Annotated in this window: 16 protein-coding genes and 1 pseudogene; 10 read left to right on the forward strand and 7 right to left on the reverse strand. The window is 62.0% G+C overall.

Annotated elements, in window-relative coordinates:
- Nucleotides 1–91: 91 nt before the first annotated feature.
- A complete protein-coding gene (locus tag ACW5W4_RS17380; protein ID WP_456690223.1) occupies nt 92–454 on the reverse strand; it encodes a DUF2061 domain-containing protein in 363 nt (120 codons plus the stop codon).
- 182 nt (nt 455–636) lie between these two features.
- On the opposite strand from ACW5W4_RS17380, the gene ACW5W4_RS17385 reads away from it, so the two are divergent.
- Nucleotides 637–843, forward strand: a complete 207-nt coding sequence (locus ACW5W4_RS17385; RefSeq protein ID WP_456690224.1) for a hypothetical protein — start codon at nt 637–639, stop codon at nt 841–843.
- A gap of 81 nt (nt 844–924) precedes the next feature.
- Here ACW5W4_RS17385 and ACW5W4_RS17390 read toward each other — a convergent pair whose 3' ends face one another.
- From ACW5W4_RS17390 to ACW5W4_RS17400, 3 genes are read right to left on the reverse strand one after another with little or no spacing between them, the layout of a single operon-like run.
- Nucleotides 925–1,794: a 23S rRNA (adenine(2030)-N(6))-methyltransferase RlmJ gene (locus ACW5W4_RS17390; RefSeq protein WP_456690225.1), complete on the reverse strand. Its 870-nt coding sequence runs from the start codon at nt 1,792–1,794 to the stop codon at nt 925–927.
- Nucleotides 1,788–2,219 (reverse strand): DUF2390 domain-containing protein, encoded by a 432-nt coding sequence (locus tag ACW5W4_RS17395; RefSeq protein WP_456690246.1) that lies wholly within the window; start codon nt 2,217–2,219, stop codon nt 1,788–1,790. Before ACW5W4_RS17395 ends, ACW5W4_RS17390 begins: the two co-directional genes overlap by 7 nt.
- A 4-nt stretch (nt 2,220–2,223) precedes the next feature.
- A complete protein-coding gene (locus tag ACW5W4_RS17400; protein WP_456690226.1) occupies nt 2,224–4,137 on the reverse strand; it encodes an ABC transporter ATP-binding protein in 1,914 nt (637 codons plus the stop codon).
- A gap of 222 nt (nt 4,138–4,359) precedes the next feature.
- Here ACW5W4_RS17400 and ACW5W4_RS17405 point away from each other — a divergent pair, with 222 nt between their 5' ends.
- Complete coding sequence (locus tag ACW5W4_RS17405) at nt 4,360–4,770, forward strand: CBS domain-containing protein (RefSeq protein ID WP_408797062.1); 411 nt, start codon at nt 4,360–4,362, stop codon at nt 4,768–4,770.
- 82 nt (nt 4,771–4,852) lie between these two features.
- Here the strand turns inward: ACW5W4_RS17405 and ACW5W4_RS17410 are convergent, their stop codons facing one another.
- Both ACW5W4_RS17410 and ACW5W4_RS17415 read right to left on the reverse strand, forming a co-directional pair.
- Entirely contained in the window at nt 4,853–5,308 is a 456-nt protein-coding gene (locus tag ACW5W4_RS17410; RefSeq protein WP_456690227.1) for an NfeD family protein, read from the reverse strand.
- Nucleotides 5,305–6,219: an SPFH domain-containing protein gene (locus ACW5W4_RS17415; RefSeq protein ID WP_041992042.1), complete on the reverse strand. Its 915-nt coding sequence runs from the start codon at nt 6,217–6,219 to the stop codon at nt 5,305–5,307. Before ACW5W4_RS17415 ends, ACW5W4_RS17410 begins: the two co-directional genes overlap by 4 nt.
- A 190-nt stretch (nt 6,220–6,409) precedes the next feature.
- Between ACW5W4_RS17415 and cysG the strand changes: the two genes are divergently transcribed.
- From cysG to ACW5W4_RS17455, 8 genes and pseudogenes are all read left to right on the forward strand, one after another.
- Complete coding sequence (gene cysG, locus ACW5W4_RS17420) at nt 6,410–7,840, forward strand: siroheme synthase CysG (RefSeq protein ID WP_456690228.1); 1,431 nt, start codon at nt 6,410–6,412, stop codon at nt 7,838–7,840.
- Between the two features lie 104 nt (nt 7,841–7,944).
- Entirely contained in the window at nt 7,945–8,853 is a 909-nt protein-coding gene (gene cysD / locus ACW5W4_RS17425; protein WP_456690229.1) for a sulfate adenylyltransferase subunit CysD, read from the forward strand.
- A 24-nt stretch (nt 8,854–8,877) separates the two neighbouring features.
- Nucleotides 8,878–10,299, forward strand: coding sequence for a sulfate adenylyltransferase subunit CysN (gene cysN, locus ACW5W4_RS17430; RefSeq protein WP_456690230.1), 1,422 nt, complete (start codon nt 8,878–8,880; stop codon nt 10,297–10,299).
- 4 nt (nt 10,300–10,303) lie between these two features.
- Nucleotides 10,304–12,028 carry an SLC13 family permease gene (locus ACW5W4_RS17435; protein WP_456690231.1) on the forward strand — a complete coding sequence of 575 codons (1,725 nt, stop codon included), beginning with the start codon at nt 10,304–10,306 and terminating at the stop codon, nt 12,026–12,028.
- A gap of 49 nt (nt 12,029–12,077) precedes the next feature.
- Nucleotides 12,078–12,671 carry an adenylyl-sulfate kinase gene (gene cysC, locus ACW5W4_RS17440; protein ID WP_456690232.1) on the forward strand — a complete coding sequence of 198 codons (594 nt, stop codon included), beginning with the start codon at nt 12,078–12,080 and terminating at the stop codon, nt 12,669–12,671.
- Between the two features lie 451 nt (nt 12,672–13,122).
- A pseudogene (locus ACW5W4_RS17445) lies at nt 13,123–13,647 on the forward strand (transposase); the annotation flags it as partial.
- 88 nt (nt 13,648–13,735) lie between these two features.
- Nucleotides 13,736–14,149 carry a hypothetical protein gene (locus ACW5W4_RS17450; protein ID WP_456690233.1) on the forward strand — a complete coding sequence of 138 codons (414 nt, stop codon included), beginning with the start codon at nt 13,736–13,738 and terminating at the stop codon, nt 14,147–14,149.
- Between the two features lie 136 nt (nt 14,150–14,285).
- On the forward strand, nt 14,286–15,236 hold the full coding sequence (locus ACW5W4_RS17455) for a transposase (RefSeq protein WP_456690234.1): 951 nt from the start codon (nt 14,286–14,288) through the stop codon (nt 15,234–15,236).
- 433 nt (nt 15,237–15,669) lie between these two features.
- Here ACW5W4_RS17455 and ACW5W4_RS17460 read toward each other — a convergent pair whose 3' ends face one another.
- Nucleotides 15,670–16,521 (reverse strand): TIGR03899 family protein, encoded by an 852-nt coding sequence (locus ACW5W4_RS17460; RefSeq protein ID WP_456690235.1) that lies wholly within the window; start codon nt 16,519–16,521, stop codon nt 15,670–15,672.
- Nucleotides 16,522–16,607: the final 86 nt, after the last annotated feature.

The raw sequence follows: 16,607 nt of genomic DNA on the forward strand, positions 1-16,607 counted from the left end.
ACCCACCGCCCCCCCCCGGGCGCCCGTGGGTTTTCTCGCTCCGGGGGGCCCCGGGATGAGGAGGCTGGTCTGATCCCTTGCTGCCTCTGGCTTATGCCAGGGCCAGGGGGTGGCGGGCACGCCACAGCCGCTCATGGAAGAAGAAGACCACGGTGTTGATGGCGGGCTCGATCAGTGCCATCACGCCGCCGGTGAGCAGCTCGCCACTCAGCAGGTAGGCGACGGCGAAGGCCACCGAGAAGTGCACCAGGGCGAAGCTGCTGGTCTTGGCCTGCAGGCTGTGGTCTGGCTTGAGCCTGTGCCAGCCAAGGTCGTGGAAGTAGAAGGCGACCGTGTTGACGGCGGGCTCGATCAGGGCGATCAGGCTGGCGGTGAGCAGTTCGCCGGTGAGCAGGTAAGCCACGGTGAAGGCGACACTGAAGTGCAGGATGGCGAAGCTGATGGTCTTTTTCATGATGGTCACTCCCTCTGGCGATGAGTGCAGTATCGCCCAAATATGAGGTAAATGAAAACTATTCTCATCTATTGGCTGGATAGGAAAAGCCTATCGACCGAGGGGGAGGCCACCAGATTGGGGACTTGCCTGGAGCCACGGCGACGATAGAGTGTGCCTTTTGCCATGAAAAAGGAGCTTTCATGACCCTCAATGCCACCCTGTTTGGTCAGTTTATCTTGCTGCTGATGATCGTCGTCGGCGTCGCGGCCTGGCGACTGGCCCGCCGCAAGAGCCGCCATCCCGGGCTTGTCACCGTCCTGTGCGTGTTACTTTGTCTGTTCCCGCCCGTCGCTCTGCTGGCCTTGCTTGTGCTGGCGCTGTGGCGAGATCTGCCCGTCCGGGCCTGATGGGGAAGGTGTCATTCCGGCAACGGCAGCCATAGAAAAAGCCCCTCTCGGGGCTTTGTCATGTTTGCGGTCGGTAAGGGCTCAGCCTTCGGCCTTGCTCAGCCACTCCACCCTGTACTGGGCGCCTGCGCCCTGGGCCAGCTTGGCGCACAGGGGTTTCAAGAAGGCTTCTATCTGCTCGTCCAGCAGCCAGGGGGGGCTGATGATCAGCATCCCTGAGCCATTCATGCCCCAATCCGCAGTCTGACCGGCCACTTCCAGCTCGGCCACCAGGACGTTGCCGAAGTTCTCCCGCTTGATGGCGCGCAGCATGTCGCGGGACTTGTCCGCCTCCTGGCCGAGGATGGGATACCAGAGGGCATAGATGCCGGTGGCCCAGCGCTTCTGTGCTTTTTTAAGGGTCTCGACCACGGCGAAGTAGTCTTCCTTGAGCTCATAGGGCGGGTCGATCAGCACCAGGCCGCGGCGCGGAGTGGGGGGCAGCAGGGCCACCAGGCCTTCGAAGCCGTCCCTGTGATGGACGACAACGCGGGGGTCATAGCCCATGTTGGCGCGAAGATCCTCCACCTCGTTGTTGTGCAGCTCCATCAGCGCCAGCTTGTCCTGCTCGCGGATGAGGCGGCGCGACAGCTCCGGGGATCCCGGGTAATAGTGCAGCTCGCCGCTGTTTCCTTCTTGAGCGGGATTCATCTCCTCGATGACGGCCAGATAGGGCGCCATGGCGGACCATTGGGCCCGCTCGTCCCACAGGCGTTGGATCCCGTCGGCGTATTCCGCCTTCTTCTGGGACCAGTCGCCGCGCAGGTCGTAGAGACCGCCGCCGGCATGGGTGTCCAGCACGATGAAGGGTTTCTCCTTCTTCTTGAGGGACTCGATGATCAGGGCCTGCACGGCGTGTTTGAGGACGTCGGCATGGTTGCCGGCGTGGAAGGCGTGGCGATAGCTCAGCATGTTAGGTCTCTCAAGGGGCCCGTCTCGGCGCCCAGCAAGGTCAGGTAATTCAACAGGTTGTGGCCTGGCTCCCGGCGTGGGGGATGGGCGCGCAGACTCTGCAGCAGCACCCCTTGCTGCAACTGTTCCAGCTCCAGCTCGTGGGCCAGCATGGCCTGATACTCGGCCTCGTCCAGCCGCGCCTTGACTTGCTGGCGCAGGGCGCGCCAGGGGGCGAGCACGGCCTCGGTCTGCACCAGGGCCGGTTGCAGCGCGGTCAGATCCGCGCTGAGGCTGGCCAGATCCAGCCAATGCAGCAGCAGGGCCAGGTTGACGTTGCCCCCCAGGGTCTGCACGGTGAGCCAATCCCCGGGGCGGGCACCATAGGTCTTGCCGCTCCAGTGCCAGAAACCCAGGGGGCTGGGCAGGCCGCTGGCGTCTCGCATCAGATCATTGCTCAAGGAAGGCGGACTCCATGGTTTCCAGCTCTTCACTGAGGCTCATCCACTCCAGCTCCACCGCTTCCAGCTGCTCCTTGAGGGGGCCCTGGGACTTGAGCAGCTCGGAGAGCTTGCCCTTGGCGCTCTCCTCGTAGATGGCGGGGTCGGCCAGCTGGTTCTCGATGTCGTCGAGCTTGCCCTGCAGCTTCTCCATGCTGGCCTCGAGCTTCTCCAGCTTCTGGCGCAGGGGACGGGTCGCTTGCCGGAACTCCGCCTCGCGCCGCTTCTGATCCTTGCGGGCCAGGGCGGAGTTGGCGGAGACGGCGCCATCCGTCGGCTTGGCGTTGGCCTCTTTCTCCTGCTCGCCGAGCCACTTGTGGTAGTCATCCAGATCGCCATCAAAGGCTTCGACCCGACCACCGTGTACCAGATAGAAGTCATCCGTGGTGGTGCGCAGCAGGTGCCGGTCGTGGGAAACCACCACCATGGCGCCCTCGAACCCTTGCAGCGCCATGGTCAGGGCGTGGCGCATCTCCAAGTCCAGGTGGTTGGTCGGTTCATCCAGCAGCAGGAGGTTGGGCTTTTGCCAGGTGATGAGGGCCAGCACCAGTCGCGCTTTCTCGCCGCCGGAAAACGGCGCCACCTTGTCCAGCGCCTTGTCGCCATGAAAACCGAAGCTGCCCAGATAGTTGCGCAGCTCCTGCTCGGGCTTGTCCGGCGCCAGGCGCGCCAGATGGTCGAGGGGGGTGTCGTCGAGGCGCAGGGTTTCGAGCTGATGCTGGGCGAAGTAGCCGATGCTGACCCCGGCGCTCACCTCCAGCTTGCCGGAGAGCGGCGGATTGCTGCCCGCCAGCATCTTGATGAAGGTGGACTTGCCCGCGCCGTTGCGGCCCAAGAGGCCGATGCGCGACCCCGGCACCAGGTTGAGCTTGATCTTCTCCAGGATCACCTTGTCGCCGTAACCGGCGCTGAGGTTCTCCATGGCAATGAGCGGGGTCGGCAGGGCCGAGGGCTCGCGAAACTCGAAGCTGAACTCCGAATCGGCGTGGGCGGGCAGTATCTTCTCCATCCGCTCCATGGCTTTCAACCGGCTCTGGGCCTGACGGGCCTTGGAGGCCTTGTAGCGGAAGCGGTCCACATAGGCCTGCATGTGGGACATCTCCCGCTGCTGCTTCTCGTACATGGATTGCTGCTGGGCCAGCTGCTCGGCCCGTTGCAGTTCGAAGTCGGAGTAGCCGCCGGTGTATTCGTTGAGCTTGCCGTTCTCGATATGGATGATGCGACCTATGACCGAATCGAGGAAGTCGCGGTCGTGGGAAATAAGCACCAGCGTGCCCTGATAGCCCTTGAGCCACTTCTCCAGCCAGATCACCGCATCGAGATCCAGGTGGTTGGTCGGTTCATCCAGCAGCAGCAGATCGGAGCGGCAGAGCAGGGCCTGGGCCAGGTTTAAGCGCATGCGCCAACCACCGGAGAAGCTGCGCACCGGCGAGCCGAGCTGCTCGTCGCCAAAGCCCAGGCCGTGCAACAGCTCGGCGGCGCGGGCGCGAATGCTGTAGGCGCCTATGGTGTCGAGCCTGCCGTGCAGCTCGGCCACCAGCAGACCGTTGTCATCCTGCTCGGCCTTGGCCAGCTCGGCTTCCAGGGCACGAAACTCCTTGTCGCCGTCCATCACATAGTCCAGGGCCGAGCAGTCCAGGGCCGGGGTCTCCTGGGCGACGCCGGCTATCTGCCAGCCGACCGGCAGGGAGAAGCTGCCGTTGTCGAGGGTGAGCTCTCCTCGGATGAGGGCGAAGAAGGTGGATTTGCCGCAACCATTCTTGCCCACCAGGCCCACCTTGTGGCCCGGGTGTATGGTGGCGGAGGCGTTATCCAGCAGCTTGCGGCCGCCGCGGATCAGCTCGATTTGACTGGCAACTATCATGGGGGGTCTGCTTGCTCGAGAGTGAAGAAACACGGTGGCGCGCCGCCCGAAGGGGTCTGCGCGCTCGGGAACCGGGAACGAAACTGGCGGGATTTTACGTGAAATGGCGGCGCTTTGCACTGGAGCCGACTGGTGCGGCGCCGATAAAGATGTCATAACAGCAAGCATTATCGCCATCGGTCCGCCTCCTTTCGGGAGCGGCGGCCGGACAAGGAGTCTGCCATGCAGGTTGCAACCATCATGACCACCCGGGTCGTCACCGTCGAGATGGACGACAGGCTGGGCCTCATCAGGGATATCTTCAATCAAGCCCGCTTCCGTCACCTGATGGTGATGGAGGAGGGGGAGCTGCTCGGCATCATCTCGGATCGGGATCTGCTGCGGGCCCTGAGCCCCTATCTGGATTCCGCCGCCGAGCAGGCGCGCGATACCGAGACCCTCAATCGCCGCGCGCACCAGATCATGACCCGCCAGCCCGTCACCGTCTCGCCCCACCAGACCCTGGCCTATGCCGCCCGCCTGATGCTGGACAAGAAGGTCTCCTGCCTGCCGGTGCTGGATCGGGGCACGCTGGTGGGGGTGCTGAGCTGGAAGGATCTGCTCAAGGCCGCCGTCGAGGAGGGGGCTCTCTAGGAGCAAGCCCCCTGGGCTCTGGCCGCAGCGGCATCATGAAAAAAGGGCTCCGCGGAGCCCTTTGTCGTGACGCTTGCCCGGATCAGGGCAGGGGTTCCACCAGCAGGATATGGGAGTCCGTGCCCACCACCCTGACCCGGCTGCCCGCCTTGAGCGGCGTCTGGCAGCGCACCGTCCAGACGGTGTCATCCAGGCGGACCCGGCTCAGCCCCTGCACGGCGTCGTCCAGCAGCACCAGCTCCCGGCCCAGGTAACCCTGCATCCGCTCGTTGATGGGGGCGGCCGCATCCCGGCTCGAGCGGTCACGCTTGTGCTGCCAGCGCCACCAGGCCCAGGTGGTCAGCAGGGATTGCAGGGCAAACAGCAGCAACTGCCACTGCCAGCCGAAGGGCCAGAGCAGCAGCAACACGCCCACCTCGATCGCGGCGATGCCGGTCCAGAGCAGAAAGCCCACCGACCCCAGCACCTCGATGGCCAGCAGCGCGAACCCCAGCCCCAGCCAGTGCCAGTGGGTCAGCCCCTCCAGCAGGTCTGTCATTTTTTCTCACCCTTGTTGAACAGCTCGGCCATGCCCGCCACCGAGCCAATCAGGCTGCCCGCCTCCAGGGGCATCATGATGATCTTGCTGTTGGGCCCTTCGCCGATGCGGGCCAGGGCCTCGGTGTATTTCTGGGCCACGAAGTAGTTGATGGCCTGCATGTCCCCCTCCGCGATGGCCTGGGAGACCATGTGAGTCGCCTTGGCTTCCGCCTCGGCGGCCCGCTCGCGCGCCTCGGCGGCGAGGAAGGCGGCTTGGCGTTCCCCCTCGGCCTTGAGGATCTGAGACTGCTTTTCCCCCTCGGCCTTCAGGATCTTGGACTGGCGCACCCCTTCGGCCTCCAGTACCTCGGCCCGTTTCTGCCGCTCGGCCTTCATCTGGGCGTTCATGGCTTCCACCAGGGCCAGCGGCGGGCGCACATCTTTAATCTCGATGCGGGTCACCTTGATGCCCCAGGGGGCGGTGGCGGCGTCCATGGTGCGCAACAGCTTCTCGTTGATGGTGTCGCGTTGGGAGAGCATCTCGTCCAGCTCCATGGCGCCGAGCACGGTCCGCATATTGGTCATGGTGAGATTGCGGATGGCGCTGGGGAGGTCGTTGACCTCATAGGCTCCCTTGCGGGCATCCACCACCTGCACGAAGCTGATGGCGTCTATGGTGACGTTGGCGTTGTCCCGGGAGATCACCTCCTGGGCCGGGATGTCCAGCACCTGCTCCATCATGATGATCTTGTGGCCGACTCTGTCCACATAGGGGATCAGCAGGTTGAGGCCCGGGGAGAGGGTGCGGGTGTAGCGACCGAAGCGCTCCACGGTCCAGTTATAGCCCTGGGGCACTATCTTGATGCCTGCCCCCAGAGTCGCTATCACCAGGAAAACAAAAATCCCTAGCACTATCAGTGATTCATTCATGAATAGCTCCTTATGAAACTCGGGCGCTAGCCTATGCCCTGGCCGCAAACACCACAAGCTTAGGTTTGTTCCCATCGCCAAGGGGACAGTTTTAATTACCAAAACGTCTTAAAAAGCATTTTTTATTATTTTGAGGGATAAGTAACCCTGCCTATAGTCGCCAGAGACAAGCGGTATCGAGAGGGACGAGATGGATTACTTACCTATGTTTGCCCGGTTGGAAGGGCGTCCCGTGTTGCTGGTGGGCGGCGGCGAGGTGGCACTGCGCAAGGCGCGTCTGCTGCTGGCGGCCGGTGCCAGGCTCACCCTGGTCTCCCCGGATATCGCTCCCGAATTTCAGGAACTGGCGGGCGGCTTCACCCATCTGCCGGTGCGCTTCGAACCTGGCCATCTGGCAGGGCAGATCCTGGTGGTCGCCGCCACCGATGACAACGAGGTCAACGGCCTGGTTTACCAGAGCGCCACCGAACTGGGTCTGTTCGTCAACCTGGTGGATGACCCGGCCCGCTCCAGCTTCATCTTTCCGTCGATCATCGACCGCAGCCCCATCATGGTGGCCGTCTCCAGCGGCGGCAAGGCCCCCGTGCTGGTGCGCCTGCTGCGCGAGCGTCTGGAGAGCCTGCTGCCCCGCCATCTCGGCGGCCTGGCGGAGCTCTCCGGCCGGGTGCGGGTCAAGGCCAAGCGGGTGCTCTCCTCCATCTCCGACCGTCGCCGCTTCTGGGAGCGCGCCTTTGCCTCCAACACGCTCGCCAGTTTGATTGAGAAGCAGGAGTGGCTGGGGGCCGAACGCTGGTTGAACGAGGGGTTGGACCAGGCACAGACAGAAGTCGGGGAGGTGGTGCTGGTGGGGGCGGGCCCGGGCGATCCTGGCCTCTTGACCCTCAAGGGGCTGCAACAGATTCAACAAGCTGAAGTGGTGCTCTATGACCAGCTGGTCTCCCCCGAGATCCTGGATCTGGTGCGCCGGGACGCCACCCTGGTGTCGGTGGGCAAGAAGGCCGGCGCCCACAGCGTGCCTCAGGAAGAGACCAATCGCCTCTTGGTGGAATACGCCAGGGCGGGCAACCGGGTGGTGCGCCTCAAGGGGGGCGATCCCTTCATGTTCGGCCGCGGTGGCGAGGAGCTGGAAGTGCTGGCAGACGAAGGTATCCCCTTCTCCGTGGTGCCCGGCATCACCGCCGCCGCTGGCGCCACCGCCTATGCGGGCATTCCGCTCACCCACCGCGACCATGCCCAGAGCGCCGTCTTCATCACCGGCCACTGCCAGAAGGAGGGCACCCAGCCCGACTGGCAGCAGCTCGCGGCGACCAACCAGACCCTGGTCATCTACATGGGGCTGATGCGCTCCGAGCACATCCAGCAGCAGCTGGTTGACCATGGCCGCAAGGGGAGCACCCCCATCGCCATCATAGAGCGGGGCACCCAGGCCAGTCAGAAGGTGTTGACCGGCACTTTGGCTGATCTGGCCGAACTGGCCGAGCAGGCAGTGAGCCCCTCCCTTATCGTCATCGGCGAGGTGGTGGCCTTGCGCAGGCAGCTGGCCTGGTTTGGCGAGGCACGGGATGGCGAGCAGCGCCCGAAGGCTGGGGGCAACGACCTCAAGCTGGTCACCCTGGCCTGAGCTCAACGGGCAACGAATCGATTTGACGCTGCCGCCAGCGGCTGCGAACTGAACCAACACCGCGCCCCGACCAGGCGCGTTAGCAATGAACCGAGGACCTAGACATGGACCGTGAAAGACTGACCCACTTGCAACAGCTGGAAGCCGAGAGCATCCACATCATCCGCGAGGTAGCCGCCGAGTTTGAGAACCCGGTGATGATGTACTCCATCGGCAAGGACTCCTCCGTCATGCTGCACCTGGCCCGCAAGGCCTTCTACCCGGGCAAGATCCCCTTCCCCCTGCTGCACGTGGACACCAACTGGAAGTTCAAGGAGATGATCACATTCCGGGACGAGACCGCGAAGAAGTTCGGGCTGGATCTCATCGTCCACAAGAACCCGGACGGTCTGGCCATGGACATCAACCCCTTCGTGCACGGCAGCGGCAAGCACACCGACATCATGAAGACAGAGGGGCTCAAGCAGGCGCTCAACAAATACGGCTTCGATGCCGCCTTCGGTGGCGCCCGCCGTGACGAGGAGAAGTCCCGGGCCAAGGAGCGGGTCTACTCCTTCCGTGACAAGTCCCACCGCTGGGATCCGAAGAACCAGAGACCCGAGCTGTGGCGCGTCTACAACAGCCAGGTCAACAAGGGGGAGAGCATCCGTGTCTTCCCGCTCTCCAACTGGACCGAGCTCGACATCTGGCAATACATCTATCTCGAGAACATCGACATAGTGCCGCTCTACTTCGCGGCCATGCGCCCCGTGGTGGATCGCGGCGGCATCAAGATCATGGTGGATGACGAACGCATGCCCATAGGCCCGGAAGACGAAGTGAAGCAGGAGCTGGTGCGCTTTCGCACCCTCGGCTGCTACCCGCTGACCGGGGCCATCGAATCCAATGCCACCACCCTGCCGGAGATCATCGAAGAGATGCTGATCACCACCTCGAGCGAACGGCAAGGGCGGCTCATCGACCACGATCAGGCCGGCTCCATGGAGCAGAAGAAGCGTCAGGGCTATTTCTAAAAAAATGTTCTAAGGAATCGCATCATGAACAACCACATTCAGACCGCCATCAGCGAACAGGGCATTGAAGCCTACCTGCACGCCCAGCAGCACAAGAGCCTGCTGCGCTTTCTCACCTGCGGCAGCGTGGACGACGGCAAGAGCACCCTCATCGGCCGCCTGCTGCACGACTCCCAGCAGATCTATGAAGATCAGCTCAAAGCGCTGGAGTCCGACAGCCAGAAGCTCGGCACCACAGGCGAGAAGCTGGACCTGGCACTGCTGGTGGACGGCCTGCAGGCGGAGCGCGAGCAGGGCATCACCATAGACGTAGCCTACCGCTATTTCTCCACCGCGAAACGCAAATTCATCATCTCGGACACCCCGGGCCACGAGCAGTACACCCGCAACATGGCCACCGGCGCCTCCACCTGCGATCTGGCCATCATATTGATCGACGCCCGCAAGGGGGTGCTGGATCAGACCCGTCGCCACAGCTTTATCGCCAGCCTGCTCGGCATCAAGCAGTTCGTGGTGGCGGTCAACAAGATGGATCTGGTGGCGTTCAGCCAGGAGGTGTTCGAGCGCATCAGTAGCGATTACCGTGAGTTCGCCAAGAAGCTCAGCGTCGACACCATCCACATAGTGCCGGTCTCGGCCCTGGACGGTGACAATGTGGTCAACCCGAGCGACAAGCTGGCCTGGTATCAGGGCGAGACCCTGCTCTCCCTGCTGGAATCTGCCGAGGTGGAGCGCGAGCTGGAGCGCCACCCGGTGCGCCTGCCGGTGCAGTACGTCAGCCGCCCCAACCTCGATTTTCGCGGTTTCGCGGGAACGCTCGCCTCCGGCATCCTGCGGGTCGGCGACCGGCTTGCGGTGCTGCCGTCCGGCAAGGAGAGCACGGTGAAGCGCATCGTCACCTTCGACGGGGATCTGGACTACGCCCTGCCGGGTCAGGCCATCACTGTCACCTTCGCGGACGAGATCGACATCAGCCGGGGCGACCTGCTGGTGGATGCGGCGAAAAAGCCCCAGGTGACCCAGAACCTGCTGGCTCACATCGTCTGGATGGGGGAGGAGTCCCTGCAACCGGGCCGGGTCTACGACGTCAAGCTGGCCACCAAGAAGAGCCGCGGCCAGGTGGAAGCCATCCGCCATCGCATCGAGATCAACAAGCTCGACGAGTTGCCGGCCTCCGAGCTCAAGCTCAACGAGATCGGCCTGTGCGAATTCAGCCTGACCGACCCGGTGGCGTTCGACCCCTATGCGGATATCCGCGACACCGGCAGCTTCATCCTCATCGACCGGCTGACCAATGTCACCGTGGGCGCGGGCATGATAGTGGAAGGCTTGGCCGCGAAGGCTGTGGCAGGGCAGTACAGCGAGTTCGAAATCGAGCTCAACGCCCTGGTGCGCAAGCACTTCCCCCACTGGCAGGCGCTGACCATCGCCAACGACAAGGAATAAGCCCATGACCTGGCAACAATCCCTGGTGCTGGGTCTGCTGGCTACCCTCATCGTCCTGCTGGTTCAGGGCAAGCTCAGGCCGGCGCTGCTCTTCTCGGGCGCCGTGCTCATCACCTATCTGAGCGGACTGGCGGACATCAATGCCGTGGTCGGCGGCTATACCAACAGCTCGCTGCTGACCCTGGTGCTGCTGCTGCTGGTCTCCTTGGCGGTGGAGAAGACCCGCATCATGAGCTGGTTCGCCAATCAGGTGGGCACGGGCTCCTTCAACAAGGTGCTGGTGAAGGTGTGGTTTTCCACCGCCTTCCTGTCGGCCCTGGTCAACAACACCGCCGTGGTGGCCTCCATGCTGGGGGCGGTCAAGCGCAACCCCAATCATGCGCCGTCCCGGCTGCTGCTGCCCATGTGCTTCGCGGCCACCTTTGGCGGCGTGCTGACCCTGATCGGCACCTCCACCAACCTCATCGTCAACAGCTTCCTGGAGAAGATGGGGGCCGAGCCGCTCGGCATGTTCGACTTCTTCATGGTGGGGGCGGGTACCCTGGTGACCGGCCTCATCGCCGTGCTGCTGTTCGCCCGTCGCCTGCCGGAGCAGGATACCGAGATAGACCGCTCCTCCGGCTACTTCCTCGAGGCCAAGGTGAGCGAGGGCTCCCTCATGGCCGGGCGCAGCGTGAAAGAGAACGGCCTGCGCAGCCTGAAAAGCCTCTATCTCGCCGAGATCATCCGCGGCGATCAGGTGATCTGCCCGGTGCAGCCCGAGCACGAGCTGCACGAGGGGGACATGTTGCTGTTTTGCGGCGACGTGGAGAGCGTGGGTGTCTTGCAGGAGATGAAGGGGCTGGATCTCTACGGCCAGCACCGCCTCAACGGCCAGCACCTGGTGGAGGTGATCGTCAGCCACAGCTCGCGGCTGGTGGGGCAATCCATCAAGGATGCGGAGTTTCGCACCCACTTCGATGCGGTGGTGCTGGCGGTGCGCCGCGGCGAGACCCAGCTCACCGGGGGTCTGGGCCAGATTGAGCTGCACGCAGGGGACACCCTGCTGCTGGCACCGGGCCCCAAGTTTGCCGGCAACAAGTCCCTCTCCCGGGAGTTTGTGGTGGTGAGCGGGCTGGAGGCCTCCACCCGGCTCGACGGCAAGCGCAGCGCCGCCGTGGTGGTGGGCTTTCTCGGGGTGCTGGCGCTGTCGGTGTTCGAGCTGGTGCCGCTGTTCAAGGGGCTACTCATCATGCTGGTGGCCCTGCTGTTGACCCGGGTGCTGACCCTGGACGAGATCCGTCGCCGCTTCCCGCTGGAGATCTGGCTGGTGGTGGGGGGGGCGCTCGCCATCGCCGACCAGCTCGAACGCACCGGCCTGGCCCGGGTCATCGCCGACTTCCTGATGGGGGAGTTCAACGGTGCCAGCCCCCTGGTGGCCTTCATCGGCATCTACTTCTTCACCCTGGTGCTGACGGAGCTGATGAGCAACAACGCCGCCGCGGCCCTGGCCTTCCCCATGGGTTACCAGCTGGCGCTCAGCATGGATGTCTCCACCATGCCGTTCATTCTGGCGGTGCTGTTTGGGGCCAGCTCCAGCTTCATACTGCCCTACGGCTATCAGACCAACCTCATGGTCTTCGCCGCGGGCAACTACAGGATGCCGGATTACCTCAAGCTGGCCCTGCCGGTCTCCATCGCATACAGCATCGGCGTCTTGATCATGGTGCCCCTGCTGTTTCCGTTTTAAGGTGCGACCCGTTTCGTTTTGGGGCCCTGCTGCCCCGCAAGGAGTTTGAATGAGCAATATCGTGTGGCACCAGCATGCCGTGGACAAACGCAGCCGCTCTGAACAGAAGGGGCAAAAGCCCCTGGTGATCTGGTTCACCGGGCTCTCCGGGGCGGGCAAGTCCACCCTGGCGGGGGCGCTGGAGCAGGCGCTGGCGGCGCAAGGCAAACACACCTATCTGCTGGATGGGGACAATGTGCGCCACGGCCTGTGCGGCGATCTCGGCTTCGACGACGCCGCCCGTCAGGAGAATATCCGCCGGGTCGGCGAGGTGGCAAAACTCATGGTGGATGCGGGCCTTATCGTCCTCACCGCCTTTATCTCGCCGTTCCGTGCCGAGCGGGATCTGGTGCGGAGTCTCTTGGGCGCGGACGAGTTTGTCGAAGTATTTGTCGATGCGCCGCTCGCCGTGTGCGAAGAGCGTGACCCCAAGGGGCTCTACAAGAAGGCTAGGGCAGGGGAAATTCGCAACTTTACCGGTATCGACTCCGCCTACGAGGCACCCGAGCAGCCGGAGATTCATCTGCTTAACGCTGGCAAGCCGGTGGAAGCGCTGGTGGATGAACTGCTGATCGCCCTGCGGCAGCGGGGGTTGATCGACTAAGGTCGATAGGGTCTGTGGATTATCGAGCGTGAGGGGGCGAATGCCCCCTTTTCATTTCCTTTGCCGAGAGGGGGGGATGGATGCGGCTTTGCCGCATGGGACGCGAGGAGTTCCTCCTCAAAGAGGTTTCGCCCGCCCTGCGGGCTGTGGTAAGTGATTTTCTTTGCGTGGCCAAAGAAAAGTCACCAAAAGAAAGGCCAAGCCCCACCGATTCGCTCTCCTTTGTCGAGTCCTCTCACCTCAGCCACAGCACCGACGGCACGCGCCGACGGGCCCTCCATGGCCCGCCGCCGCTCGCTCGACATCCCTGTCTCGCGACCTGGTGCAGTGGCCTCATCTCTGCGAATCAGAGGGGGAGCCAATACCGTGTCAGTTAGTGACTGAAGGGCTTGGCGAGTCTGTTGGCCTCTACGCGGCGCTCCGAACGATGGGTGTCCCAATATTTCAGTGACGCTGTCGGGCCGAGGTGTTGGATATGGTGGTGAAGTCCGGCAAGGTGGAGTACCGGTTGATCCGGAGCTGGTTTGCCGAGGAAAAGCGGTTCTGTCTGTGGATGACGAACCCGCCGCGAGCGGCATGGTCAGCAGAGCAGATGATGAGCCTGTATCGCTGCCGTTGGCAGGTGGAGTTGTTATTTAAAGAGTGGAAATCGCACAACCGGCTCAAGGGATTTGTGACGGGGGAGAAAGCGATCGCCGAGGGGCTGGTGTGGACAAGCCTGCTGTCGCTGGTGATGAAAAGACGGGTCGCGCAGAGTGTGATGAGTGGGGCCTTATCGATGTTGAAAGCGTCAAAAAACAGTACGGCATGGTGGTTACCGCTATTGGAAGCAGTGGCCCATAGGGCGTTGACAGAAATAAGGGAAAGGCTGGCATGGGCTGCGGATTATTTGGCCAAGAACGCTTGCCGAACCAAGCAGAGAAAATCGATACAGAACAGGATCTTGGAGGGCGTTTTAAAGGGACTCAACGCTTAAGGTCCTGTACATGAGGCCAAACAAACTGATTGCATTTTACATCAGTGCTCTTATTATTATCGGTTTTTAACTAACCTGCATATACATAATGAAAAAAACTATCCTCATCTCCCTTATGTTCTTACTATCCAACTCTATTAATGCACAGGGAATTAGCAGTAACGAATACAAAAAAATGAAAGCAGCAGCTGAGTGTACACTAATAGCAAACACCATTAAGCCAGGTACCTTATCACGAGAAGAAATAAATAAGGCGTTTAATTCGGCATTGAGTGCATTCAAAAAAGATACACCATTAATGCTTGGTTATGACTACAATCCATCACCAGATCAGTTAGCTATTGATTTTGCAGTACACTACCAACAAATGACCTCAGATGTTAATGATGAGATGTTTCAGAGCGTTAAAAACCAGAATTTACCGCTTTCTCCTGAATCATGGTTCTCCGTAGCAAAAAAATTCTGGGAGAATCGTAACTGTTCAATTGTGGTTGGCCTGTGAATGAATAGATCTGAGACACCCACCAATTTGACAAGAAATCTGGGAGAAAGAGGAAGGGAAATCTGGGACACCCACCAATTTGACAGCAGCGTAGCATGCAGCTTCGCTTGATGGGTAACCCGTCGAGGAGTGTGCCATGACCATCGCGCGTTCACGCCAGATCAGCCTGCAAGATACCCCCTACTACCATGTGGTCAGTCGCTGTGTGCGGCGGGCCTTCTTGTGTGGGCAAGATGCGCATTCTGGCCATAGCTATGAGCACCGGTGTCAGTGGGTGGTAGACAGGCTTGGTCAGCTGTCCCGCCAGTTTGCTATCGGGGTGTGCGCCTATGCGGTGATGAGCAACCACTATCACCTGGTACTCAAGGTCGAGTTCGAAACCGCCGCCAGCTGGAGTGAGCGAGAAGTCGCCGAGCGTTGGGCTGCGCTGTTTCAATGGCCGCTGTTGGTGCGGCGTTGGTATCAGCATGAATCCCTGATTGAGCCCGAGCTTGAAGTGGTTCGGGGGCTTATCGCCAAGTGGCGCCAACGGTTGCACTCCATCAGCTGGTTTGTGCGACTGCTCAATGAGAGCATGGCGCGGCAGGCCAATCAGGAAGATGGTTGCAAGGGTCACTTTTGGGAAGGGCGCTTCAAAAGTCAGGCCCTGCTGACAGAGTCGGCTCTGCTGGCCTGCATGGCCTACGTGGATTTGAACCCGATCCGGGCTGCGCTGGCTGACAGGCCGGAGCAAAGTGATTACACCAGCATAAAGCAGCGTCTTGATGACGAAGCGCCTGAAGTATCATTGCCTCCGCTGCTGCTGCCGTTTGCCAGTCCGGACAAACCTGAGGGGCTGCCATGTGTCTTCACTGACTATCTGATGCTGGTGGACTGGACCGGCCGGGCCATCAGGGCGGACAAGCGGGGCCATATTCAGGAGGAACTGGCCCCCATTCTGCAGCGGCTGGGCCTTGATGAAGTGCAATGGTTGCGACAAGTGACACTATTTCGGCGGCGGGGTATCAGGGTGGTGGGTGACAAGGCGCGTTGCCTGCGTTACGCAGAGCATTGTGGCCAGCAGCGATGTCACCAGCCGTTATCTTGAGCCGCGTCGCACCACCTGGATCCCCTGGCACAAGTCTTTGATGCCAAGGCTGATGCTGGCTGAAGAGTGGTTTTCTAAGCCAACACCGCGAGTATCTCTCCTTCCCTGACCCAAAGCTCTCAATCATGGTGCCATCACAGCAACCACAACCAGCCAGCAGAGCCTTGTACAAATTGGTGGGTGTCCCAATAGGATACTCAGAGTATCTCTCCTTCCCTGACCCAAAGATCTCAATCATGGTGCCACCACGGCAACCACAACCAGCCAGCAGAGCCTTGTGCAAATTGGTGGGTGTCCCAATTAAGAAGCAGTACAAATTGGTGGGTGTCCCAATACGGGGGCAGAGCCTTCCCGATTAAGGGGTAGCAGCCAGCCAGCAGAGCCTTGTGTAAATTGGTGGGTGTCCCAATAAGGGGCATCCAAACAGGGGGCATCACCCCCCTTCATTTTCTTGGATAGGGGCTGGGGCGGCGCTCACCTCCAGGGTGAGCCCCTGACCGAGTACGGCCTTGAGATCCTGCAGGTACTCCTCCAGTGGCGGTTCCGTCAGCAACTGGGCCAGCTCGTTGCCCACCGGGGTGAGGCGGTAGTAAAGCAGGGTGATATTGCTCTGGTTGCGGTGCAGGCGCCACTGCTGGTTGCCGAACGCCAGCTCCACCCCGTCCGCAGGCAGGGGACCGGATTCGAGCTCGCCCCGATGCAGCAGACCGAGCTCGAACAGTTGCAGCAAGGCGTTGTAAGGCAGGCGGTATTTGCCGAGGGCGAGCCGGGTCACCCTGGCTCGGGTCAGCAGGCTGGCCCCCTTGTGCAGCCCCAGCAGCAGGCGCAGCTCGTCGCTGCCTGCGTAGTGGCAGGAGAGGGCGCACAGGCGCTGGAACAGCTGGGCCTCGCGCTGGGTCATCTCCTTGAGGGTGGCCAGGGAGCGGATGGAAAACCGGCCCGGGGTGGCGACCTCGATGGCGAAGATGCGCCCCCATAGCTGCTGCATGGGCACCATGCTGATATCTTCCGCCAGTTGCAGGAAGCGGGTCAGCCAGTCGCTGTCCATCTCGCCGCCGGCGGCCGTCTCCTCGCAGTGGCGCGACGCCATCACCATGATGGCCTCCAGGTTGCGCTGACGCGCCGCCTGATCCGCCAGCTGGCGAAAGCTGGCCCTCTGCTCGAAGGTGCTGTCGCTGTTGCGGGTCAGCATGCCGTCGATGCCGCGGCTGCGGGCCAGGCGCAGGGTCTGCTCCTGGCTGCTCAGGATGGCACTCTCTTTCTTGGGGGGGGGAAGATCGGCCATGACGGCTCCATTGGCTGGGATACTGGGGCCAGATGTTACGCTAGTTGACCCTCGGGGTAATCCCCTGGCTGGGGGCGCCGGGAGCC

The sequence above is a fragment of the Aeromonas crassostreae genome, from assembly GCF_054052445.1.